This is a genomic window from Shimazuella kribbensis DSM 45090, from assembly GCF_000428065.1.
Taxonomy (GTDB): Bacteria; Bacillota; Bacilli; order Thermoactinomycetales; family Thermoactinomycetaceae; genus Shimazuella; species Shimazuella kribbensis.
In genome coordinates this window covers 52,892-76,055 of the sequence record NZ_ATZF01000001.1, presented here as the reverse complement: position 1 = coordinate 76,055, position 23,164 = coordinate 52,892, and the positions used below count along the sequence as shown (strand labels likewise).

28 protein-coding genes and 1 tRNA gene are annotated in these 23,164 nt (G+C 36.7%); 4 read left to right on the top strand and 25 right to left on the bottom strand.

Going from position 1 to position 23,164, the window contains the following annotated elements:
- Positions 1 to 578 precede the first annotated feature (578 nt).
- The 4 genes from A3GQ_RS26520 to A3GQ_RS22865 form a co-directional block, all read right to left on the bottom strand.
- Entirely contained in the window at positions 579 to 2,033 is a 1,455-nt protein-coding gene (locus A3GQ_RS26520) for a YecA family protein (RefSeq protein ID WP_028775387.1), read from the bottom strand.
- 171 nt (positions 2,034 to 2,204) lie between these two features.
- Entirely contained in the window at positions 2,205 to 3,200 is a 996-nt protein-coding gene (locus A3GQ_RS25445) for a 3D domain-containing protein (protein WP_083964021.1), read from the bottom strand.
- 203 nt (positions 3,201 to 3,403) lie between these two features.
- Positions 3,404 to 4,246, bottom strand: a complete 843-nt coding sequence (locus A3GQ_RS22870) for a VanW family protein (RefSeq protein WP_083964020.1) — start codon at positions 4,244 to 4,246, stop codon at positions 3,404 to 3,406.
- Positions 4,247 to 4,299: 53 nt separating this feature from the next.
- Entirely contained in the window at positions 4,300 to 4,611 is a 312-nt protein-coding gene (locus tag A3GQ_RS22865; RefSeq protein WP_037463515.1) for a DUF1294 domain-containing protein, read from the bottom strand.
- A 183-nt stretch (positions 4,612 to 4,794) separates the two neighbouring features.
- On the opposite strand from A3GQ_RS22865, the gene A3GQ_RS0100415 reads away from it, so the two are divergent.
- The gene (locus tag A3GQ_RS0100415) at positions 4,795 to 6,126 is read left to right on the top strand and encodes a cytochrome ubiquinol oxidase subunit I (RefSeq protein ID WP_028775386.1); all 1,332 of its coding nucleotides are present in this window, start codon (positions 4,795 to 4,797) and stop codon (positions 6,124 to 6,126) included.
- Positions 6,126 to 7,139: a cytochrome d ubiquinol oxidase subunit II gene (locus A3GQ_RS0100410; RefSeq protein ID WP_028775385.1), complete on the top strand. Its 1,014-nt coding sequence runs from the start codon at positions 6,126 to 6,128 to the stop codon at positions 7,137 to 7,139. The genes A3GQ_RS0100415 and A3GQ_RS0100410 overlap by 1 nt, the downstream gene beginning before the upstream one ends.
- A gap of 55 nt (positions 7,140 to 7,194) precedes the next feature.
- Here the strand turns inward: A3GQ_RS0100410 and A3GQ_RS0100405 are convergent, their stop codons facing one another.
- The 13 genes from A3GQ_RS0100405 to A3GQ_RS0100340 all read right to left on the bottom strand — a co-directional run bounded on the left by A3GQ_RS0100405 (position 7,195) and on the right by A3GQ_RS0100340 (position 15,413).
- Entirely contained in the window at positions 7,195 to 7,893 is a 699-nt protein-coding gene (locus A3GQ_RS0100405; RefSeq protein WP_028775384.1) for a gamma-glutamyl-gamma-aminobutyrate hydrolase family protein, read from the bottom strand.
- An 83-nt stretch (positions 7,894 to 7,976) separates the two neighbouring features.
- Positions 7,977 to 8,189: a DUF378 domain-containing protein gene (locus A3GQ_RS0100400; RefSeq protein WP_028775383.1), complete on the bottom strand. Its 213-nt coding sequence runs from the start codon at positions 8,187 to 8,189 to the stop codon at positions 7,977 to 7,979.
- A gap of 206 nt (positions 8,190 to 8,395) precedes the next feature.
- Positions 8,396 to 9,496 (bottom strand): flavodoxin-dependent (E)-4-hydroxy-3-methylbut-2-enyl-diphosphate synthase, encoded by a 1,101-nt coding sequence (gene ispG / locus A3GQ_RS0100390; protein ID WP_028775381.1) that lies wholly within the window; start codon positions 9,494 to 9,496, stop codon positions 8,396 to 8,398.
- 282 nt (positions 9,497 to 9,778) lie between these two features.
- On the bottom strand, positions 9,779 to 9,955 hold the full coding sequence (locus A3GQ_RS25975; RefSeq protein WP_083964019.1) for a YqzE family protein: 177 nt from the start codon (positions 9,953 to 9,955) through the stop codon (positions 9,779 to 9,781).
- A 13-nt stretch (positions 9,956 to 9,968) separates the two neighbouring features.
- The gene (locus A3GQ_RS22860; protein WP_037463512.1) at positions 9,969 to 10,502 is read right to left on the bottom strand and encodes a shikimate kinase; all 534 of its coding nucleotides are present in this window, start codon (positions 10,500 to 10,502) and stop codon (positions 9,969 to 9,971) included.
- Positions 10,503 to 10,978: 476 nt separating this feature from the next.
- On the bottom strand, positions 10,979 to 11,353 hold the full coding sequence (locus tag A3GQ_RS0100375) for a hypothetical protein (RefSeq protein WP_028775380.1): 375 nt from the start codon (positions 11,351 to 11,353) through the stop codon (positions 10,979 to 10,981).
- Positions 11,350 to 11,775, bottom strand: a complete 426-nt coding sequence (locus tag A3GQ_RS0100370; protein WP_028775379.1) for a ComGF family competence protein — start codon at positions 11,773 to 11,775, stop codon at positions 11,350 to 11,352. The genes A3GQ_RS0100375 and A3GQ_RS0100370 overlap by 4 nt, the downstream gene beginning before the upstream one ends.
- Positions 11,772 to 12,137: a type II secretion system protein gene (locus tag A3GQ_RS26515; RefSeq protein ID WP_028775378.1), complete on the bottom strand. Its 366-nt coding sequence runs from the start codon at positions 12,135 to 12,137 to the stop codon at positions 11,772 to 11,774. Before A3GQ_RS26515 ends, A3GQ_RS0100370 begins: the two co-directional genes overlap by 4 nt.
- On the bottom strand, positions 12,130 to 12,570 hold the full coding sequence (locus tag A3GQ_RS22855) for a type II secretion system protein (RefSeq protein WP_037463510.1): 441 nt from the start codon (positions 12,568 to 12,570) through the stop codon (positions 12,130 to 12,132). The genes A3GQ_RS26515 and A3GQ_RS22855 overlap by 8 nt, the downstream gene beginning before the upstream one ends.
- Positions 12,561 to 12,878 carry a competence type IV pilus major pilin ComGC gene (locus A3GQ_RS0100355; protein WP_028775377.1) on the bottom strand — a complete coding sequence of 106 codons (318 nt, stop codon included), beginning with the start codon at positions 12,876 to 12,878 and terminating at the stop codon, positions 12,561 to 12,563. Before A3GQ_RS0100355 ends, A3GQ_RS22855 begins: the two co-directional genes overlap by 10 nt.
- 11 nt (positions 12,879 to 12,889) lie before the next feature.
- Entirely contained in the window at positions 12,890 to 13,897 is a 1,008-nt protein-coding gene (locus A3GQ_RS0100350; RefSeq protein WP_028775376.1) for a type II secretion system F family protein, read from the bottom strand.
- On the bottom strand, positions 13,878 to 14,978 hold the full coding sequence (locus A3GQ_RS22850; RefSeq protein WP_051271042.1) for a GspE/PulE family protein: 1,101 nt from the start codon (positions 14,976 to 14,978) through the stop codon (positions 13,878 to 13,880). Before A3GQ_RS22850 ends, A3GQ_RS0100350 begins: the two co-directional genes overlap by 20 nt.
- Positions 14,979 to 15,104: 126 nt before the next feature.
- Positions 15,105 to 15,413, bottom strand: a complete 309-nt coding sequence (locus A3GQ_RS0100340; protein WP_028775375.1) for a hypothetical protein — start codon at positions 15,411 to 15,413, stop codon at positions 15,105 to 15,107.
- A 302-nt stretch (positions 15,414 to 15,715) separates the two neighbouring features.
- Between A3GQ_RS0100340 and A3GQ_RS0100330 the strand changes: the two genes are divergently transcribed.
- Together A3GQ_RS0100330 and A3GQ_RS0100325 are read left to right on the top strand one after the other, a co-directional pair.
- Complete coding sequence (locus tag A3GQ_RS0100330) at positions 15,716 to 17,029, top strand: helix-turn-helix domain-containing protein (RefSeq protein ID WP_028775374.1); 1,314 nt, start codon at positions 15,716 to 15,718, stop codon at positions 17,027 to 17,029.
- A gap of 155 nt (positions 17,030 to 17,184) precedes the next feature.
- Positions 17,185 to 17,260, top strand: a tRNA-Gln gene (locus A3GQ_RS0100325).
- Positions 17,261 to 17,299: 39 nt separating this feature from the next.
- Here A3GQ_RS0100325 and A3GQ_RS0100320 read toward each other — a convergent pair.
- The 8 genes from A3GQ_RS0100320 to A3GQ_RS0100285 all read right to left on the bottom strand — a co-directional run bounded on the left by A3GQ_RS0100320 (position 17,300) and on the right by A3GQ_RS0100285 (position 23,091).
- Positions 17,300 to 17,962 carry a TerC family protein gene (locus tag A3GQ_RS0100320; protein ID WP_028775373.1) on the bottom strand — a complete coding sequence of 221 codons (663 nt, stop codon included), beginning with the start codon at positions 17,960 to 17,962 and terminating at the stop codon, positions 17,300 to 17,302.
- 154 nt (positions 17,963 to 18,116) lie between these two features.
- Positions 18,117 to 19,289, bottom strand: a complete 1,173-nt coding sequence (thiI, locus tag A3GQ_RS22845; protein WP_037463508.1) for a tRNA uracil 4-sulfurtransferase ThiI — start codon at positions 19,287 to 19,289, stop codon at positions 18,117 to 18,119.
- Between the two features lie 7 nt (positions 19,290 to 19,296).
- Entirely contained in the window at positions 19,297 to 20,436 is a 1,140-nt protein-coding gene (locus A3GQ_RS0100310) for a cysteine desulfurase family protein (protein WP_028775372.1), read from the bottom strand.
- Positions 20,437 to 20,667: 231 nt separating this feature from the next.
- Positions 20,668 to 21,138 carry a peptide-methionine (S)-S-oxide reductase MsrA gene (gene msrA, locus A3GQ_RS0100305; protein ID WP_028775371.1) on the bottom strand — a complete coding sequence of 157 codons (471 nt, stop codon included), beginning with the start codon at positions 21,136 to 21,138 and terminating at the stop codon, positions 20,668 to 20,670.
- A gap of 3 nt (positions 21,139 to 21,141) precedes the next feature.
- Positions 21,142 to 21,660 carry a DUF6042 family protein gene (locus A3GQ_RS0100300; RefSeq protein ID WP_028775370.1) on the bottom strand — a complete coding sequence of 173 codons (519 nt, stop codon included), beginning with the start codon at positions 21,658 to 21,660 and terminating at the stop codon, positions 21,142 to 21,144.
- Positions 21,661 to 21,710: 50 nt separating this feature from the next.
- A complete protein-coding gene (locus A3GQ_RS22840; RefSeq protein WP_051271040.1) occupies positions 21,711 to 21,947 on the bottom strand; it encodes a PGPGW domain-containing protein in 237 nt (78 codons plus the stop codon).
- Positions 21,944 to 22,573 (bottom strand): O-methyltransferase, encoded by a 630-nt coding sequence (locus tag A3GQ_RS0100290; protein WP_028775369.1) that lies wholly within the window; start codon positions 22,571 to 22,573, stop codon positions 21,944 to 21,946. Before A3GQ_RS0100290 ends, A3GQ_RS22840 begins: the two co-directional genes overlap by 4 nt.
- A gap of 188 nt (positions 22,574 to 22,761) precedes the next feature.
- Positions 22,762 to 23,091, bottom strand: a complete 330-nt coding sequence (locus tag A3GQ_RS0100285; RefSeq protein ID WP_028775368.1) for a hypothetical protein — start codon at positions 23,089 to 23,091, stop codon at positions 22,762 to 22,764.
- Positions 23,092 to 23,164: the final 73 nt, after the last annotated feature.

Below are 23,164 nucleotides of genomic sequence, written 5' to 3'. Positions count from 1 at the left end.
GATAGGAAATTTTTAGGTGAAACTGTCTACCGATAGTCTGTTATGTACTCTTGAATTCAGGAGAAGAGTAGGTACATGAACAGGATCAGGGAGAAGATACTACCTGCAAGGTAGACCCAGAATAAGCACCCTTGGCTTCCACCAGAATCTCGTTTCTTCTTATATATCCAGATAGTAAAACCTGTCCAACTCAAAAAGGAACAGAAAAAGAACACAGCAAGCGGACTTATCATTTTAATCACTCCTAGTTGGATCAATCAAATTACATGTAATATTAACACACTATTATACAACCGAAGCGTTTATTAATTACTATTTAAATTAAAACTTATTACTGACAGTTTGTTAATATCAGATTCACCATAGCTCTGCGATTTCGTCATTTTTCCCTCTTCTTATACTAACTAATGTGAATTGAGATCAGATTAGATATTATCTCATTCCAGAAAGCATCCCTTACTACAATAAAGGAAAACTGAAACTTTTCGAGTTAATATACCAAAACGATCAAAAAATGTTATTTATCAAAGCATGATAAAACAAAAAGCAACCCCTTCTGAATAAAAGAGATTGCTTTCCTATTTTTGCAGTAATACTTCTGTACGTTCATGTTCCTCTAAAGAAACAACAGGGTACATGTTCTCTACTTGTGTGAATGCATAGTGTTGGTTATCTGCTTGAATGGTTCCTTTAATCCAAAATCTTTTTTCTGCCCACATACGTGGAAAACTCCGCAATTGAATGGGTCTCCATTGCTCTCCAATTAATATGACTGGACCTGCAGATGTAATATGTAGTAAAAACATATTACGCTGTTCGGGTTCTTCTTGATTTTTTGTAATCACACCATTTTCAGTCATCCAGTTACGCGCTTCAATCGTCTCTGGTATCAATCGAATAAATGGAATGTATACTTTTTTGAATGCACTAAATATACCGGCATGACCTGCCGACTCTAACCAACGAAATAAATGCTTAGATGTATTTAAAAATATACGTGCTGACACTGGGGTTGATTGATGGTGATCCATGTACCAAACACTGAAAAAACGAGCCAGTACATCTTCATTAAGTAGAGACCATTCAAAAGATTGTCCAAAGCGAAGGGAGAGATATTGGAATAAAGTTTCTAACGAACGTGAATACCATGCCTGTGTTCCTTTTTGTAGAGTACTAACTTCAGAAACAAAAAACTCTTCCAATTGATTCAACACAGAAACTGGTAATCCAGGTTTTTCTGCTTGATGCTCCATTGCAGATAAAAAGAGGTCTTTACTACTTTCAAAACGCATTTCTGTTGGAGCAGAGGTAAGTTGTTGCTCCATTGATTCTAATTCATTTGCTCTTTGAATCGACCAACCGAGTACTCTCCAGCTGGTTTCTCTGATAGTAAGTTCTTGTTGTTCTTCTTCGTGGTGGTTGTATTTCTCTAGCTGCACGAGTATCTCCCCTCTCATCTCATGCACAAACGATGTATAAGGGCCAAATAGTTCATAGCGATTTCCTATCCGTATGAGCCTGGCGAACACCAGTTTATCTCGTGGAATAGCATCCTGTTTCATCACCTCAAAGTTTTTATTAGTCTCGAGCGAGCGAAATGTCATAGTCTCTTCATTCGAATCCAACATTTCAAAACAAGAGAAGGTTAATTCGGATAAGCTTTGAATCACTCTTTCGCCATCCACTCGATTATGCCTGATAGTGGATGCCCAGAGTTCTACTGGCCGTCTTCCATTTATGCATGGTGCGTCAAATAGCAAATAATAATGAAACGAGAAAGCAAAGCTTTTTGGTATTGGCTGATCTAAAGGGAGCTGCAATAATTCTTTAAATCGAGTAGCCCACTTATCTTGATCCTCGACTTTGGCATATCGATGAAACCATGTATCTAGATCAGAGAGCAGTTCCCCTTTTTGCCCTCTTTCTCGGTTTTCTCTGGTTAATTCGGCTTGGTGAAAAACGACTACGCGTTCACAACATTTTTTATACTTTTTACCACTGCCGCAAGTGCAGGGTTGATTTCGACCTACCATACTAACACCTCGGATGGAAAATTCCTTGTAATCCAGTATATCGGAAATAAGCATCTAAGACAAAGAAAATTTCAAAAAAAGTACACAGACATAATATTCGTGTTATGTATCAGGTTCGATAAAAACAAAAAAATCCCTGCAAAAAATTTCTCATTTGCAGGGGTTAGATTCCTATTTTAAAATGTGAACTTTGACGTTTCTTCTTCCCCACTGAATACAGTCGGCTTCATTCGTGAAATATACATCAATGATATGTCCCTTGATTCTTCCTCCCGTGTCTTCTGCAACACCATAACCATAGCCCTCAATATATAGTTTTGTGCCGAGAGGGATAACATTAGGATCGACCGCAATGGTACCTCTTTTAGGAGTAGTTCCTGTAGCGGTTTTTGACCCGTAAGAAGTATAGGCAGTAGATTCAAAAGTCATCCCTTGCCCTGAAGGTACACTTGATGCAGGTTTTTCTTCTTTTTCTTTTTCAGGTTCTTTCGTTCCCAATTTTACAACTTCCATTATGGGAGCTACTTTGTTTATTAACGTCTTTGTTAGTACAGGTTTACCATCTTTCATTAAAAGTTTTCCATTTTTATAAAGCGCTACTACTTGATATTCTTCTTGGCCAGGTTTTCCCTTTGTAGTGACTTTCTTCTTCCCTTTTTCTAGCGTTTTATCTTTTTCTTCTTTTGTCGTGAACTTAATTGGTTTGACTTCTTTTTTCACTCGTTGTTCTACTTTATCCACAACAATCTTCATATTTGGTGTTATTACCTCATTCATGGAAACATTCGGCTCATCCCATGCAGATAAAGTAATCTTTCTTTCTTCTAAGAAGGAACCAACTGTTGTTTGAGTGGTGACGAAGGAGCCTAGCTTCTTTCCACCTAACTCTAAATCAACTTTGCACTTACATCTCAACTCTACAGTAGTGTCCCCATCAAGGGGTTTGTTCCAAGGGATACTAGGTTGATAACTGGATTTTAGCTTTGGGACATTCTGGCCTACACCAGCAAGAGCCTCCTCCAAGGTGTTATGTAAACCTTCACTTACGATTTGCGTTTTTCCGTCACTAAATTTAACTGTCACTTTTGTTTCCATTGCAGCATACGCCACAAAAGAACCCGATAAAAGCACAATTGCAATTACTCCCAATATTAGGAATTTTTTCATTGGTCACTGCTACCGAAAAACTTGGAAATTCATTTTAAAAAGGCACACATAATTCGTATCGACTAGACTGTCTGAAGTTTCCAGTAACAGTTTCGCACCTCCTTGTTAGGTGTACCTATATACTGCTGCCCATTATAACAGGACTTGCAGATTTATTCTATTTATATGAGAAATGTTCCTTTTTTTTTCTCTTTTCCAAGATCTCATTTACTGGTAAAAATTTGCACAGTCACCTGTCCATTTTTCGCTTCAGAAACGATAATAATCGGGCTTTTACGGTGATTTTTGAATTTAAAATCAGGTCCTCCCCAAGATACAGTAGCATCTCTTTTTTTGGGAACATATGGCACTTCTCGACTATGACTTTTCCGTTCAATAATCTCAAGATTTGCTCGATCTATACTATTGAACAAAGTAGAAGAAGTTTGGCATATCCCGCCTCCAATCCCCTCACTGTATTCACCCTTAACAATTATTTTCGCTTCTTTATACCCTCTTCCAATCGTTCGTTGTCCGACTGTTTGATTAAAAGAAAAGGTTTCTCCTGGCATTACAACAATATGATCAATTGCTTTTGTAGAAAGTTCTACATTATGCGATCGATTATAAATACTATTATTGTAATAAGTGGTATATGATGATAATAATTTTTCTTTTAGTTTTTTTAATTCCTTTGTTTTGAGACTAGGCTTTAGAATTTGGACTGGTACTTGCATCTCTTTACCCAAATAAAAATGAATCAAATCAGCCCAACTGTTCATCTCTAACAAGTTTACTTTTTTTCCGTATTCTTCTGTAATGATCTGACGATCTTTATAATGAGCAGATCTTGATTTTTTATTAATTTGTTTTTCTATTTTGGAAAACCATCGATTTAATTTTTTACGATCCAAAGTAGTGGGATCAATACCATCGAAACCTGCTTGTCTCAAATCAAAATACCATTGTTTATCTTCATAAGTAATATGCATGATAGGATTAGGTGACCCGTCTTGAAAAATCGGGGGAAAAAGCAAAAGGAAACAAACATATAGATAACTAAGCACAAAAATCCCCCCTTTTTTGTAGCTTGTACAAATCAGAGGGGCCTTACCAATAATTATTTCGTCAAAAAATGGATTACATATGTTATCCAATTGTTTATGCCAAAAATAGCCATTGGGTAAAGAATTACTACATTTAAAACAAATAAAAATGGAATAGCAATTAAAAAGCTCCAATGTTTTGTCTTATGTCTGGCCACCTGCATACCAATAAATGTACCTAGCGCTCCTCCTAACGCCGCAACAAGAAAAAGTGTTTTCTCTGGTATTCTTTGTTGACTAGCTTTTGCTTGTTTTTTGTCATATAGCATCTGCGAAAAACCAAAAATATTAATGATCAAAAGATATATGATAATAAGGATATTCATAAAAATATTTTATCAAACTGACATAATTGTTTCAAGATAATGTGAATACATTAACAAATTATGATCAAATCATGACGTTTACAAATGTAAATCAACAAAAAGTATGTGAAATAGTGTACAAAGTTGTTCACACAGAGTAAGATATTTGTATACAATTTAGACATGGACCAAGGAGGACTCATAATGGATTCTGCCTTTTGGAGTCGTATGTTGACAGAAGAAACACTCGCTTTTCACATCATCTGGGCCGCTATTGGAGTTGGCGTTCCTATTTTCATCAGTTTAGCAGAATTTATTGGAATTCGAAAAAAAGATCCTCACTATACCTTAATGGCCAAAAGATGGACACGTGGATTTGTCATAACTGTTGCTGTAGGGGTTGTAACAGGTACTTGCATTGGTGTTTTATTATCTTTGTTATGGCCAACTTTTATGCAATTAGTCGGAAATGTAATCAGTTTACCTCTATTTTTGGAAACATTCGCCTTTTTCTTCGAAGCCATATTTTTGGGAATTTACTTGTATACATGGGATCGATTTAAAAACCCTTACTTACACTGGTTGACATCCATCCCTGTCATTATTGGATCTACGCTTTCCGCTGTATTTATAACTACTGTTAATTCATTCATGAACACACCTGCAGGCTTTAAACTTGATAAAGCTGGGAAAGTAGTAGATATAGATCCCATTGGAGCAATGTTAAATCCTGCTACTCCATCTAAAGTGGGACATGTTGTTTCATCTTCTTACTTAGTCTCTGGTTTTTTATTAGCTGGTTTAGCAGCATTTTTTATTTTACGCGGTAGAAAACATATCTATTATAAAAAAGCGCTAAAACTAACAATGATAACAACCTTCATTCTATGTATCGCCACTATTGCAATGGGTGATATTTCAGCCAAATTTTTAGCCAAGCATCAACCTGCAAAATTGGCAGCAATAGAATGGCACTTCGAAACTTCAAAAGGAGCACCACTTGTCCTTTTTGGTAAATTAGATCCCGAAACCCATGAAGTAAAATATGCGATAAAGATCCCCAAAGCTTTAAGTATCTTAGCAACCAATAGTCCTGATGGAACAGTTATTGGTTTGGATAAGATACCAAAACATTTATGGCCACCACTGTATATCCATTACTTATTTGATACAAAAATAAGTATTGCATTTTACTTATTATTCATTGCTGCACTATTCCTTTTCTTATGGATATGGAAAAAAGGAAATCCATTTCATCCTATCTTACTGTATGGAATAATAGCCGCAGCACCGCTATCCTTTGTTGCAATGGAATTAGGATGGATTTTTTCCGAAGTAGGCAGATTACCATGGATTATAACAGGTATTATGAAAGTAGGTGAAGCAGCTACAACTGCTGCCAATGTAAAACTGATGTATTTTCTTTTTACAGGGTTGTATCTGGTTCTTGCTATTGTCGCAGTTACTGTATTGTTACGCTTATTCAAAGGAAAAACAGCAGAAGCTGAACTAGCGTCCTATAAGGAGGTATCCTGATGTCTCTGGAGCTTATAGGAATTACCGTATTATGGATCTTTTTGTATGGATATATCATTGTTGCTTCCATTGATTTTGGTGCTGGTTTCTTTTCTTACTATAGTTACCTCACAAAAAAAGAACATATTATTAATAAAATTATTGATCGATATTTATCACCAGTCTGGGAAGTCACCAATGTCTTCCTGATCTTCTTCATTGTAGGAATCGTCGGATTTTTCCCTGACACTGCCTATTATTATGGGACTGCTCTTCTCATTCCTGGGGGTATTGCATTGATACTTCTTACCATAAGAGGTTCATTTTATGCATTTGCCAACTACGGGGGGAGAGAAAGTAAATTTTTTCTCTTCCTTTATGGAATGACAGGCTTGTTTATTCCAGCTTCACTCTCAACAGGTCTAACCATTTCTGAAGGGGGATTCATTGTTCAATCAGGTGAACAAATCCATTTTCTTGCTGGAAAGCTATTTCAGAGCCCCTATTCCTGGACTGTTGTGTTTTTAGCGATTGTAAGTATCTTGTATATTAGCGCTAGCTTCCTTACCTACTATGCCAATAAAGCAGGCGATAGACTTGCTATGGAACAATTAAGGAAATACTCGTTATTTTGGAGTGGTCCTACTATTTTAGCTAGTGTCTTGGTATTTTGGGGCTTGTCTCATCACAATCCGATTCATTTTGCTAAAGCTTGGGATATTCGCTGGGTTTTTGCATGTTCGTTTGTTTGCTTTCTTATCGCTGTTCTTTTGATGTGGAAACGTAAATTATTCGGATTATCATTCCTAACTGTGATGTTGCAATTTGCATTCGCCTTTTTTGGATATGGATATTCACATCTACCATATTTGCTCTATCCATACATTACCATACAGAGCGGGCTTACAAACACCACTATGGGTTGGGCGCTTGTCATTGCTTTTATTGCAGGATTAGTTTTACTCATACCCTCCTTGATTCTTCTAATGTGGCTCTTTTTATTTAACGCCAAGTATGTAAAAAATGAAAAATAATGGAAACAAACAAAAGCAACCACTGCAATGGTTGCTTTTGTTTCAGATAAGAAACTCAGTTACATGCATCAATAAACGAAGAAAAAAGTTGCATCGCATGTTTATCTTGTAAAACGGCCATCCCTTCTGGATGCCATTGAACACCAAGCAAAAAAGCGTGAGCTTCACTTTCAATCGCTTCTATTACATTATCTGTAGCGAGCGCAGACGCAGCCAAGGGTGCTGACAACGTTTTCACTGATTGATGATGATAAGAGTTAACACGTATTTTATGTTTTCCTATAATTTTAAATAGTAAACTATTTCTTTCGATATGAATGGAATGTGTACCATAACCACGTGGTGCTCTTTGACAATGATTCACCTCTGAAGCAATTTGACTAGGAATATCTTGATAAAGATTCCCACCAAATGCAACATTCACAAGCTGACAACCTCTACATATTGCTAATATCGGCTTATTTTGTTGTAAAAACAAATCGAATACCTTTCGTTCTATCTCATCTCTAGCTGGAACAATTTCTCCTAAATTCGGAGAAGGTTCCTCACCATAAAGAATTGGATCTACATCTTCTCCACCTGTTAACAACAATCCGTCGCAAGAATCAACTAATTTTTTTATCATGATAGGGTCTTCCATATAAGGAATAAGTAATGGAATCCCGCCTGCTTGTATAATTGATTGTACATAGTCTTGATTCAGAAAAAACTTTTTATTATCTTGATCCATTGTCATCCCTATAATTGGATACAATTTTATCTCTCCTTTCTGTTTTTAGCTTTCCTTTATCTTATGCATGAAAAAAACTCCAGCTCTAACGGAACTGGAGTTTTTTTCTATTCCCTAACTTGAGAACGATCTTCGAACAAATATTTGATGGCATAAATACCAGATAAACCAACAATAGTATAAATAATTCTGCTAAGTAACGATGATTCACGTATTGCATCGCCACCAAAAATAGCGGAGACCAGATCCCATTGGAATAGACCAACAAGTAACCAGTTTAATGCACCAATAATCACTAATGTAAGAGCTACTTTACCCAAAATAGGCCCTCCTTCAACAGATGTTTCTTTTAGTATGGTTAAATGCAAATCATTTCATACAGAAGCATGTTGAAGAAGCTATAATGGATGGTTCGTTCGTTGCCGAAAATTCGAATCCTTACCTTGTTTCGTACTTCATTCAGCATTTGAAAGCTGATGAAGCAGTAAAAAAAGGTAAGTACTGTTTGAAGTACTTACCTTTTTTATCAGGATGAAGTGATGGGTGTTGGATTTTCCTTTTGTCTATACTCTTCCGCTAGCTTGTCGATTTCTTTTTTTAACTCTTCTACCATTTGAGCTTCTGGTATTTTACGAATGATCTCTCCATGTCGGAAAAGCAATCCTTCTCCTCTAGCTCCTGCGATACCGATATCAGCTTCTTTTGCTTCTCCAGGTCCATTCACAGCACATCCAAGGACACTCACTTTGATAGGTGCTTTAATAGTTGAAATATAGTCTTCAATTTCGTTAGCAATGGAAATCAGATCAATTTCAATCCTTCCACATGTAGGACAAGAAATTAAAGTAGCCGCATTTGCAGCCAGTCCAAATGTCTTTAATAACTCCCTAGCCACTTTTACTTCTTCGACAGGATCTGCACTCAGAGAAATACGCAACGTTGAGCCTATTCCTTGTGAAAGAATCGCCCCTAGTCCTGCTGCACTTTTCACTGTACCGGAGAACAAGGTACCTGATTCTGTAATCCCTAAATGTAAAGGATAATCAAAGGCAGCAGAAGCTTTTTGATATGCCTCGATTGCAAGGCGAACATCAGACGCTTTTAATGAAACGATAATATCATGGAAATCTAGCTCTTCTAAGATTCCAATATGATACAATGCGCTTTCAACCATTCCATCAGCTGTAGGATACCCATATTTCTCTAAAATGCGTTTTTCTAACGAGCCAGCATTAACACCAATACGAATAGGAATACCACGTTCTTTTGCAGCTTTAACCACTGCCTCTACTTTCTCACGACGACCAATGTTCCCAGGATTGATACGAATTTTATCAATCCCACCCTCAATAGCTTTTAAAGCAAGTTTATAATCAAAATGAATATCCGCTACCAGAGGTACAGAGATCTGTTTTTTTATTTCTGGAATTGCTTCGGCTGCACGCATATCAGGTACTGCTACACGTACAATTTGACATCCTGCTTCAGCGAGACGATTGATTTCGTTTACTGTTGCCTCTACATCATGTGTTTTGGTTGTTGCCATACTTTGAATAACAACTTGATCATTGCCACCTATTTGAAGGTTGCCTACTTTTACTGGTCTCGTTTTCGTACGATGAATCATGAGCACTCGCTCCTTAAGAAGTAGAAACTTATTGGAAGTAATTGTATTTTCCTTGAAACTTTTGTAGTTACAGTTAGGTATATAATTTAAAGAAACACTAAAGGTAATACTTCCATCATATATAAGAAGTATTATCAAAATAATGATATCTACAAGTACAGTTCAACATTATATCATATTCAGGCAAACGAAAAAGGGGCTGATGCCCCTCTTTTTTTAAAGAAATAAGATAATAGTCTCTAAAACATTGATTCCATCAGCAAAAGTTAAAAATCTAATATCTCACCTTTTTTTTACTTTTTTAGCAGCTATCTTCATAGACATCGGGATCATACCAAACCATCGATAGGACCATGGCTCTTTTTTCGTTGATCGAATAGCTTTTCTTTCCTTCTTAGGAGTCTCCAAAAACCAAACCATTTTTTCAATCATGTAGGTAATCCAATCTTTAAATGACATCGTTACCACCTCATTACTTAGCATCACCGCTTTTTATGAGATTAAACCAGATATCTTTGATTTGGTTTGCTACTTGTTGTTCGGTTTGATTGTCTGTATCAATATGATAATCTGCAAATTGGTACAGTCGTTTTCGTTCTTCATATAAGTGAAGAACACGTTCCTCCAACGATCCTCCTTGTAAAAGTGGTCGAGATGTATCTTCCTGCAATCGACGAATAATTTCTTTTGGATGGGCATGCAAAGCAAAAACCCAACCATATTTACTCATCGCCACTCTATTTTCAGAACGAAGAACAATGCCACCTCCTGTTGTAATAATACTAGGATGCGTGTTTTGTACTGTTTGCTCCATGACCCCTGTTTCAAGATTACGAAAAGTCAGCTCTCCGTATTTTTCAAAGATCTCAGGAATCGAACAATTTCTATCCCGTTGAATTATTTCATCTGTATCCAAATATTCCAAACGTAGTGACTGTGAGATCATTTTTCCTATTGTAGACTTACCAGTCCCCATAAATCCGATTATAATTAGATGTTTTTTCATGAGATTGCCGACAGGAAACTCGCCAATTCATTGGCGTAGAGGAATGTCGGCGTTGCTCGGTATCCTTTATTGGGATGCTTAGAGCAACCATTCCTTTCTACTGTCTTTTCACCACCTTTTTCCAGAAGGATTACAAACATATGTGTAGAATGAATACACCAGGAGAAAACGGTTCGCCTATTGGCTTAGGCACTCCTTGTTCTTTGACAACTGTATCTATGGAGTTGTAGTAGGGAATGCTCTACTTACGTAAAAGATACAAGCTATCGAGAAGGTTCTGTTACCTTGGGAATTTTTAGTACCTAAACACAAGGTCTGTATCAGCATGTCTGATAGAGAACGGGTAGCTGTCAATCTGCCCTGATGTAACACCAATTCAAGGTCAGAGTCGAAAGACGTTTGCATGACCGGATCGTTACAAGCTCACCATTTTGATGGTGAGTCGTTGACAGTAATGTTTATTATATCGAATTTTGTTACTCCAACCAATATAAGATACGAAGTGTGTTTTTTTCTAACTCTACTGTCTTTGTCTGTTTTATACCGTTTTTATCTTTTGCAACTGACTCCATGTACAGTGTACCTGCGAAAGACTCCCAAATAGTAGTATCTACAGTGAAATTTCCGATTTGTTTCTGGACTGTTCGATAATCATCTGGATTCGTTTTTAACTCTGCTTGTCTTATTGCGATCGCACTCTCCGATGCATACCCTGCTTGTACCATTGCAAGACGAATCTGATTTTGTAGTTTCCATTTACTCCATTCTTCAGTAGCAAACAAAAACAAAGTAGAAATCAAAGCGATTAAAACCATACATATTGGTAAAACAAAACCATCTTCACTTCTCATTCATCTATGCGCCCCCAAATAAACGCACTGCCGGTATAGCTTGCACTACGATTAAAAAGTTGAATCTCCATTTTTATCCCATTTGATAACGTTTGATGCTTCATTTTCCTTACATGATCTAATAAGATTGTATATCCACGATATGGAGAGTCTGGGTTCTTTTTTAAACTACGGATGATTTGACCTTTGATAAATAAGTAACGTACTTGTTGTCCATCTTTCATTACCATCTCTAGTTGATTTTTATTTACTTTTAGTTGAATACCATTGGCTTGGTCATCTTGGAGCTGTATTAAAAATCGATCAAATTGCTTGAAAAGTTGATGTTCTATAAGGTGAATTTGAATTGCATTTGATACCTGAAAGAAAAAACCAAAAACAAATAAAAAAATAGTTGTAACTAACGCAAAAGAGATCATCATTTCGATGTATGTGTAACCTCGCTCTGAAAGCGATGTGTTTCTAATTTCACGGTTTGATTCTGGTTTTTTGTCGTTTTCCATTTGACTGTAATCTTTACATTCCATAATAATTGTACTCGTGTCACCTCTTCTTCAATCTCATAAGTGTTCCATCTACTAGTTTTATTACTTGTTGTTAAATTGCTAAGTTTTTCTTCTAACACAGCCTGAGCAATAACTCTAGCATGATTTTCCAGCATACGATCTTTCGAAAAAGATTTACCTGTTAAATATAAAGGCACTACACAACCGACCAATGTACAAATGACAAGCATGGAAGCCATTGTTTCAACAAGTGTAAAGCCATATTCCTGTTTAAACATGGAATACTACTTTCGTCGTTCCACTTGCCACCTGAATTACAACCTTCATCCATTCTTGTTTATTTCTCTTAAAAACAATCGTTCCTCCTCGGACTTGTCCAGATTTTTGAAAGACAACTTTATTGTTTTTGTAATTACTTGTGATAACGATATCTTCTGGTAGCTGTGTTACATGCTGATTTTTTTGGTTTGCATAGGTAATAATTTGCTGGTTAGTAAAATGAACGACAACAGATTGTTCCTTTGACATCGCAAGAAATTGTGCATCTTCCAATTGGGTACTAATTTGATACTTCATTTGATTATCAGTTGCTTTGGTAATGATGGTAGATAAGTTTGGTATAGCAAGAGAAGCTAGAAGTCCCAAGATACTAATAGTGCATACTAATTCCACGAGCGTAAAACCAGATTCATTTTTCGCTTTTACTGACATATTACTTGGATCTCCCCTGATTTATGGATCAGTTTGTACTTACCAGCGTCTCCAGGACAATCTGGAACTGCACGAAGATATTTTTCGGTAACTAGCACCTGAATCGAATTTGGATATTTCCCTTTATCCAGATAGTAGTTTTCTACCTGCATGCTAATCATTCTCCGATTTGCTTTATCTGCATGGATATTTGCTTTTTTACTGGCTTGAATAAAATTAGGTAAGGCAATGGCAATAATGATTCCAATAATAAATAGTACAACCAACATTTCTACCAAAGTAAAACCATTTTCGGTGTTGTTTTTCATCCAACTACCTCCTATTGAACTGCTTGTATTAACCCAAACATGGGTAAAAAAAGGGAAATCACTACGATTGCCATTACTAACCCAATGAAGAGTGTCAAAATAGGTTCTAAATACGTCATCCATTTCTCTATTTTTTCGGCGAGCCACTCCTCTGTTGTAATTGCCAATCGTCCAAGCATCTCCCCTAATTTCCCCGTCTCTTCTCCTAGCACAACCGTCTGAGAAAAAATAGGTAATAATGCTTCCGAATCCTCTTGGACGATATTGCTCAAGGTATCACCATCAATCAGTTTTTGTTTCGTATTTGTTAAATAGTTGCTCAAGGTTGGCCAAGGTGTTATTTGCTCCAATAAGGTGATCGTAGAAAGCATGGGTACCCCAGCTACCATAAAGGACCCTAATTGTAACGACAAATATTGGGTATAACGGTAGCGATAGTATGCGGCAATAAAGGGGACTCGTACAAAAACGACCTGAAATGTTGGCCTTCTCCTCCCCCAAATACATAACAATAGAAGGGTAATCATAAGGACAATGAGATATGGGAATACATGTGATAAAGTAAAAACAAAACGTGTGGTAGCGGGCAATTCGTAAGAAAACGATTCATACAATGCTGAAAAACTCGGAAGAACAACAATGGATAAGAAAACTAATCCTAAACATAAAAAACTAAGAATAAAAACAGGATAAAACATAACTTTCTTCATCTTCTTGACCCACTTTGCTCTCGTTAAGTAGTAACGATGACATTGCTGTAAGGCAAAGATTAAGTTGCCATGAAGTTCAGCAGCTTGAATAAACGAACAAAAGATGACTGGAAATCTAATCTCTTGCAGGGCATTTGAAAAACTCTCCCCTTGTTGAATCATCTGTATGAGTTTATTTCCTTTGTTTTCCGGTATTACTTGCTGTAAAGTTAACATCTGTATGCTATCTACTAAGGAGATACCACTTTCTATAATGTTCTTTAAATGATAACTAAAAGAAGCTATTGTTTCATTTTTCCAATTGTGCAATTTTGATCATCTCCGACTCCATTCGTTTTAGCTCTTCTATCGTCGTTAATCCTTGTTCGTATTTTTGAAGCAAAGACTGCTCCATCATCCGAAACCCTTTATTTTGAAAATGTTGTCTAATTTGACTTACTGAAGGATGATTCATGATCAAATGCTGAGTAGTTTCATCCAAAGACAAAACTTCAAAAATACCAGTTCGATTGAAATAACCACTTGAACGACAATGCAAACAACCTTTCCCCTTACATTTTCCACACGTCAAACGCATCAATCGTTGAGCCACGATACCACTGAGAGCCGATGCTACTAAGTAGGAAGGTATTCCCATATCAATCAGCCTAGAGATGACACTGGATCCGTCAGCAGTATGTAAAGAAGTAAGTACAAGATGTCCAGTCAATGCTGCCTCTATGGCGATCTCTGCTGTTTCCTGATCCCGAATTTCACCAATCATAATGACATCTGGGTCTTGGCGTAGAATGGCTCTTAAACCTTTTGCAAATGTGAAACCGATTTTATGATGTACTTGAACTTGATTTATTCCTGCTAACTGCACTTCTATTGGATCTTCTAAGGTGATAATATTTCGCCTACGATGATCCAAAAGCGTAAGTAATGTATAGAGAGTAGTGGTCTTTCCAGCACCTGTTGGTCCTGTAATTGCAACTAAACCCTGACGATGTAAAAGTTTTGAAACTCGATCTACTTCGATTATTTCCATTCCTAGTTCAGATAAAGTTCGAACTGCTAACTCACTTGGTAATAGACGCAGAACTATTTTTTCTCCATAAAGAACAGGCAAAGTAGCCAAGCGAACTTCTAAAAACTTCTCTCCTACTTGAATAGTCATCGCACCATCTTGAGGAAGTCTTTTTTCTCCGATATCAAGTTGGCCCATTATCTTTAAACGAGATAATATTCCTTTCGCTTCTTGAAGAGGCAATCGACAGGTTTCAACTAAATAGCCGTCAATACGTTGACGTATAATAAGATCCTCCATACTTGGTTCTACATGAATATCACTTGCTCGATTTGCAACAGCCTCATTAAACAAATTATTTACAAACGCTATTACATCCAAGATACTTCACCTCTGAAAAAACAGAACATATATACCTGTTTCAATTCGACTGTTTATTACATTAAACCTCCTTGATTTCCAAAAAAAGTATAAAAAAACAAAAATAAAAAAGGCCCTTTCGGCCTATTACGCAAATATGTCGTAGTTTTTTCCATAGATGCATGTGGTATCTTCATCTACTTGGATTACTTGTCCGTCTAATAAATCAATGTTAATTGCCTTACCTTCCATCGTTGTGAGCGTCACCGTTAAAGATTTACGAATTCTTGGTTTCAGTAACGATGATAAAAACTCAAAATGTGTTGTCATTTCCTCTTCGACGGATACCATTTCTAACTCTTCATCCAACATAATTTTGTAATATGGCTGTGCTGAAAAATGTTTCATAAATGCTTGAAGTTGGTCTTTTTTTCCTGATACTCTCAATGTCAACATAGTGACGACACTCCTCATTATAATTTTTCAACTTGAGTTATAGCAAAATTCATCCGTAATCTTTTCATTCCCATAATTAAGTATAAAGCCCAATTAGATTGGACTCAATGATTATTAAAATCTATTTTTTTCTCTAAAATCGCTAATAATTCCCGGTTTTTCGACCAAAAAACCAGAAAAATGACCTTTTTAATATTTTTCATAATAATGACAGAAAAATCCAGATTTTCAAGAAGGAAAACAAGATTTGACATCGAATCTTTGAACAAACAAAATAACATCTATAGGCAGGGATCAACCAGATGGATCGATATAATTCGCTAGACTTCGGCAAAATTGTCCGTAAACTAAGAACATCGCGCGGTCTCCCTATGAAATTTTTTGAAGATAAAGAGATTTCTCAAGGTACCATTAGTAAAATTGAAAGAGGTGATCCTACAGTCAGTAAGCATAAGCGGTTTTACTATTTAGAAAAATTAGGATATAACCTGGAAAAACTGCAAGAGCTGCTGGAAGAGGAAAATTCAATTGCGCAACTTGAGCACTTACAATTAAAATCGATCGAAACCATTATTGATTTAGTAGGAGCCAAGGAAGGTTTAAAACAACTAAGAAAATCTGGGTTACATGAGAAAATTCATGTGAAACCGATGGTCAATTTTTTGAGAGGTAAAATACACTATCAAAAAAAACTTTATGATAAAGCCAAAAATGTCCTGCTTGAAGCAATAAAGTTAATCGATCGAAATTTAGCTGTTTGGGAGTCAACGAATCTTAAATCTTCTTGCTTTGGTGAACTCGCTCGAATATTTTTTCAAGAAAAAAAATATGACGAAACCATCGCTTACAATCAACGAGGAATTGATTCCTTTGTTGAACAAGGAACAAGAAAATATACCAAAGCTATCTTACTATCTAATCATTCTCTTTATTTATTGCGGCAAGATCTCTTAGAAGAAAGTTTGGAAATGGTAAAAAACTGCAAACACAATCTTGGATCACAAGAGACAGGCCTTAGTTTTATCTATCCTTATAATGTAGAAGTAAACGCTTTAATCGAAAACAAAAGCTACACTCAAGCAATTCAAAGCGCTGAGATAGGCATTGAAATTGCTAGAATCAGCCAAAGTTATGACCGATCCTTCCAATTATGGAGTAGCCTAGGGGATGTATATTTTGAACAAGAAGAATTTCCTTTAGCGCTTATTTGCTATCAAACTGCTCTACGTTTAAAGCCAAGGGTCAGTTATGAAAATTGGTTTACCTACATCCGATTGCAACTGGGACTTATTTACATCCAAATGAAAGATTTTACTCTTGCAGAATTTCACCTGCAAGAAGCTGTCAAAACCTCCGATGAAAGTCGGATGGATCACATATATGAAGCATACAACGCCCTTGGTGACCTATATCTTCTATTGGGACATACCCAAAAAGCGGTTCATTCTCTACAGAGAGCTCTACATATTGCTCAAGATCACAAATTATATAAACAAGAGCGTGAATCACTCACCAAGCTGTGTCAGTGCCAATGTTATTTGGATATGGAACAGTATCAAAACTACGTAAACAGCCTAGTATCTGTCAGTATTCAACTTCAAAGAGGAGGTGATTGATGATGCGGAAAACAACCAGCGAGCCAATTCATACTTAATTAATCAATATGTTGAAATTTAAAACCTGCTATTATCTGAGCTAGCCTGAATGGCTAGCTTTATTTGATTTTATGATGCATAAATATCGATTTGACAACCCATACTATTTTTAGCGATGGGGAGTAGCCAAGTGGCAAGGCAACGGATTTTGATTCCGTGATTTCGTAGGTTCGAGTCCTACTTCCCCAGCCATCATATAGAAAAGGCGTCTCCTATAATGGAAAACGCCTTTTATTTCTTTACATATGGAACGAGTTTTGGCACAGAAGATAACAAAATTAAGATTGCAGTTGCATATGGTAACACTTCTAACATTTCTATATCTTGTACATATTGAAATACCCATGGGTCATGAACAACAAGATCACCGGCAATATATCCTAATACTGCACCTCCCAAATACAGGATAAAGGGAAATTTGGCAATAAATCTTGCTACAAATCCACTTCCCCACATGAGCAAAGGAATACTAAGCGCTAATCCAAATAAGACTAACCAAACGTTGCCGTGTGCAGCACCTGCTATCGCCATCACATTATCCAAACTCATCACCACATCTGCCACGATAATCGTTTTAATTGCACTACGAAATGTTCCGCCAACTTCAACATGGGTCATGTCATGACTATCTCCAATCACCATTTTTCCGGCGATAAAGAACAACAATAAACCACCTGCTGTCATCAAAAAAGGAATATGGAGCAAGTAAGCTGCAACAGTTGTTAGGGACGCACGTAAAATAACCGCTATTCCCGAACCAATTAAGATTGCTCGCCTACGTTGTTCTTTAGGTAACCTGCGTGCTGCCATTCCTATGACAACGGCATTATCTCCACTTAATAATAGATCAGAAAGGACAATGGTAAACATACTAATCCAAAATGTAGATTCCATCTATTTCTTCCTTTCCCCAGTTTGTCCTCTTTTACAACCTATGTAAAAGAGAGAAGGGGTATAACTTATAAAAGTTTGTGGTGTGAGAAAACAAAAAAGCTGTCCTTAGGAACAGCTTTCCCTTCTCTTTTTCTCATATAACAGGTAGTTTTCGTCATTTATCAAATCGGAAATCAATAACTTCGATCCCTTCAACAGCCTCCGTTACAAGTCCTTCCATATCTAATTTTTTTTCTTCACGGTTGCATACTTTAATAACAGGTTTTGTTTTGGGTTGTTCTGGTACAAATACAGTACAGCAATCTTCATAAGGCAAGATCGAGGTTTCATAAGTATCAATATTTTTTGCAATTTTCATGATATCGGTTTTATCCATGCTTATTAATGGACGTAAAATTGGCATCGATGTAACTTCATTGATAGCCTGCAAACTTTCTAACGTTTGGCTTGCTACCTGCCCTAAAGATTCACCAGTTATCAAAGCTTTTAAATCATATTTTTGAGCAACTTGCTCTGAAATCCGCAACATCATACGCCGCATAATGGTAATACTGTAATTTTCATAACAATGTTTGCGAATTTCCGTTTGGACATTGGTAAAAGGAACAACATAAAGTCGTATTTTCCCACCAAAATGGGTCAACGTTTGGGATAGATCCAAAACTTTTTGTTTGGCCCGTTCACTTGTAAATGGATGACTATGAAAATGAATAGCATGTAATTCTACACCACGTTTTAATGCCAAATATCCTGCTACAGGACTATCGATACCACCCGAAAGCAAAAGAAGCACTTTTCCACTTGTACCGACTGGTAGTCCACCTGCACCAGCAGTCTCTTTCCCATAAATATATGTACCTTTGATTCTGACTTCAATTTTTATTTCGAGGTCAGGATGATGGACATCTACTTTCGCATGGGGAAAGTGATCCAATATATATTTACCAACCCTTGGATTTATCTCACCCGTTCGAATCGGAAAACGTTTATCTGCGCGTCTACTTTCCACTTTAAAAGTAGAAACATTTGGATAAGAAGCAAAAACATGACCAGCTATTTGTTCAATCTCATCGATTTGCGATGGAATCCGGATAGCTGGACTAAAACTAACAATACCAAAAATATCTTTAAGCACATTCATTATTGGAGAAGCCGGTTGATCTCCAAGCTCCACAAAAAGTCTACCATGCTCTCTTGTTACACGTACACCTTCGAAATCATAAAGCTTTTCTCTTATGTTTTGAACAAGTCGATCTTCAAAAAATTTTTGATTTCTACCTTTTAAAGAAAGCTCACCATAACGAATCAAAATAACATTCCAATTCATAGACCATCTACACCTTTATCCAATGTTGTAGGGTAGGTATGACGTTTCGTAATGCTTGCCCACAAGCCATCACATCTGTTGATGTTGTAAGCATTCCCATACTTATTCGTATACCACTTATTGCTTCTGTTTTTTTTCGACCCATGGCAAGGAGCACCCGACTGGGGGTTTCTTTTTTTGATGAACAAGCGGATTTACTGGATACAAAAATCCCCTCGTCTTCCAATGTCCTTACCAATACTTCAGATTTTATTCCTGGAACGGAAAAATTTAAAATATATGGAACTCCATCTGTTCCATTTAATATCGTTCCATCTATCATTAAGATAGTAGCAAGTAAATCTTTTTTCCAGTGTTCTGCGTCTTTGATAAACAATACTCGCTTCTGTTTTGTTAGCTCCAGAGCTTTTCCCATTCCAGTAATAAGAGGTACAGCAACTGTTCCGGATCGAAATCCTTGTTCTTGCCCTCCACCTAACACCAAAGGCATGATCTGTTTATTTTTCCGCAGAAAAAGAGCACCAATACCTTTAGGTCCATGAAATTTATGAGCAGATATAGATAAAAGATCGATACTCATCGCATGTACATCTATGGTTAACTTTGAAAAAGATTGAACCGCATCCACATGAAAAAACAACTTAGGGTAATTGACTAAGAGCTTACCTATCTCTGAAATAGGTTGAAATACTCCCGTTTCATTATTTACATGCATGATAGAAACAAGAATGGTTTCATTTGTAAGGACTGATTTTAACTCATCTAACGACAAGAAACCAGATTCATCTACAGACAAATAAGTAACAGAAAAACCTTCCTTTTCTAAACTCCGGAAAACTTCATAAACCGAATCATGCTCTACCGCAGTTGTAACAATATGTTTTCCTCTATTTTGATAAGCTCTTGCAACACCATAGATAGCGAGATTATTCGCCTCTGTTCCTCCTGAAGTGAAAATAACTTCAGATGGAGATGCATGCAATTCATCCGCCACCATTTTTCGTGTATCTTCCACCACTTTCTCTGCTTTAAAACCTAGTCTGTGCAGGGAAGCTGGATTAGCGTAATTATGTTCCATTGTCCAAGCCATACTTTGTATTACTTCAGGAAATGGTTTCGTTGTAGCACTATTATCTAAGTAATGCATGATAATATCCTTCCCAAAAAATATCGTAATTCCTATCATAACAGATAGATCCACACCACTCCAATTTAAAAAATTGTCCTGGCGATAACAAATCAAATGTGAAGTCAAAAAAATTTTGACCTCTCTATCAAAAGAAAAACTTGCCTACTGGGCAAGTCCAACTTATATAACTGCTGAATCATCTTAAACAGATATGATTACTAAAAAAGGCGAAATGAAAAATCATTCGCCCTAGATGTGACAAGAATCAACGCCTCGTTTTTGTAAATAACGTTGATGGTACTCCTCTGCAGGATAGTACGCATCAGCTACCGTAATTTCAGTTACTATGGAGTTACGAAATTTACCGGATTGATTCAACTCATTTTTCATTTGTTCGGCTTGCTTCTTTTGATCTTCGGTATGATAAAAAACGACAGAACGATATTGTGTACCAATGTCAGGGCCTTGTTGATTTAAAGTTGTTGGATTATGGTTATCAAAAAAAACTTTCAATAGTTCTAGATAAGAGATTTCATCAGGATCGAAGTCAATATCTACAACTTCTGCATGACCTGTTCGATTTGTGCAGACATCTTCATAAGTTGGATTAACTTTTGAACCACCAGTGTATCCAACAGTAGTGTGAGTCACCCCAGGAATTTTCCGAAAAATTTCTTCGACACCCCAAAAACATCCTGCACCAAACGTAGCTTTTGCCATTTTTCATCCCCCTTTTGAATTCCAATAAAAAGCGTTCTGTCTTCTTGCTTCACGATTTTCATTAGGTGTTAGTAACAAGGACTCTTCTGGTCTAGGAAAAGGTTTTAAAATAAGATCTAAATAGATTATATCTCTAAGACTAATCTCGATTAAGATCCCAATATCAATCAGCAACTGAATCATATCTTGTATTGTAGTTGGATAGGTCAAGGAAGATCGCATAAGAATAGATTCACACCATTGTTCACGCAAATACAAATGATTATGATGACTGTGATTCAAACTCTTTTTTTGTGCTTCAGCCAATGGAAATGGTTCAATGGATAACCTCTGCGCTTCTTGTTCCATGAACATAAAAATTTCTGATTTGGAGTACCCTTGATAAATAAAAGTAACAACACTCAATACAACTGAGTTCATTCCATGTGGTAGATATAAATTCCAACCAAACTCAAAAAATACTGCTGGTACTTGAACGTATTCTTCGGACCAGCCCGTACTGAGAATTGTCTGAATGCGCATTTTTTTCTCCTTTTCAGCGCTATTCCTTTATATTGTACGTTTGCAATATATTAACTTCTCTTCCATTTGGCAAGCCATTGATCCGCTTTAGAAGTAACCTTTGGGAAACGATGGCGTAATTTATTTAGCCATCTTCTCGCCCAAGGAGTTGTCTTGGACAACATAGCTAATCCAATTAAAAAGAAAAACCATCCTTGCATAATAGGCAGAATAGATCCAATAACACCTAGTAATAAAAAGAAATAACCACCAATTGTTATCAATATTTGCTTAACGTTTTTATTCATCGGACAATCGCCACCCCTACACCATCCCCTAAGGGTAATAATATGGATTCTAGACGTGAATGATTAACTAACAGATCGGTCACTTTTCGAACCGCAGTTGGTGCTGGGTGAGAATCATTCACATCTAATACTCTCCCACCCAATAAGAGATTATCCAAAACAATTACAGCACCAGGTAAGGCTAACTGAATCACTTGTTCTAAATAAGTAGGATAATTTACTTTATCTGCATCAAGAAAGAAAAAATCAAACTTTTTATCCTCTTGAATGAACTTCGCTAATTGAACNGATGCATCACCCACAAGTGTTGTAACACGATCTAAGAAACCTGCTTTTGCTAAATGTTCTCTTGCTAACTTTGTATGTTCTTCCTTTAGCTCAATGGTAGTACAGTGTCCTGTTTGATTCAACCCTCTAACAAGACATATAGTACTATAACCTGCTAACGTCCCTACTTCTAAAATCTTCGTGGCTCCTGTCATTCGTACCAACATAGTCAGCCATTTTCCCACTTCAGGTGGAACAGAAATAAGCGGTAATCCCAGTTCTTCCAATCGGGGCGAAATAGAAGCTAAGATTTTATCTTCTTCTCCAAATAAATCACGAATGTAATTGGTTTTATCCATTTAGCTCTCCTCATTCAGTTATGAAAAAACACAAGCTACGGATTGTGTTTGTGTTTTTCGCATACCACCTTACATCTATTCATTGTAATAAACTAAATTTAGAGCCAAAGGGCCTACATCGTTTCCCTATTATATACTAGATTATTAGGAGTGGAAAGGAAAAAGCCTCTCCAAAAGAGAGGCTGCTATTAAGAAATAGCTAAAATAGGAAAGGCGAGTATACGGATAATGAGAACAAAAGCACCAATCCCAACTGCCCACCATCCAGCAGCGCTTCCTCTTCTTGCACCCACAATTCCTAATACGATAGCAGTAGCAGCTAATGTAAAAGGAAACAAAAAGAAGGCGAGTAATGCTAGGATGAGAGCGGTAACACCAATACCTGTACCACTCACTTCTTCTTGTTGATTTCTTGAGTTGTCGACTGGATTTACAGTCGATGGTGTTAACTCAGCAGCTGTTTCTGTATCATGATCTTCTACATGATGTTTAGGCTGTTTCTTTTGTCCTTTTCCCATATTAACCCTCCTGATCCTTGGAAACTATCCTTAGTTTCTATCGATCAGGATAAAACATACATCATTTCAATTG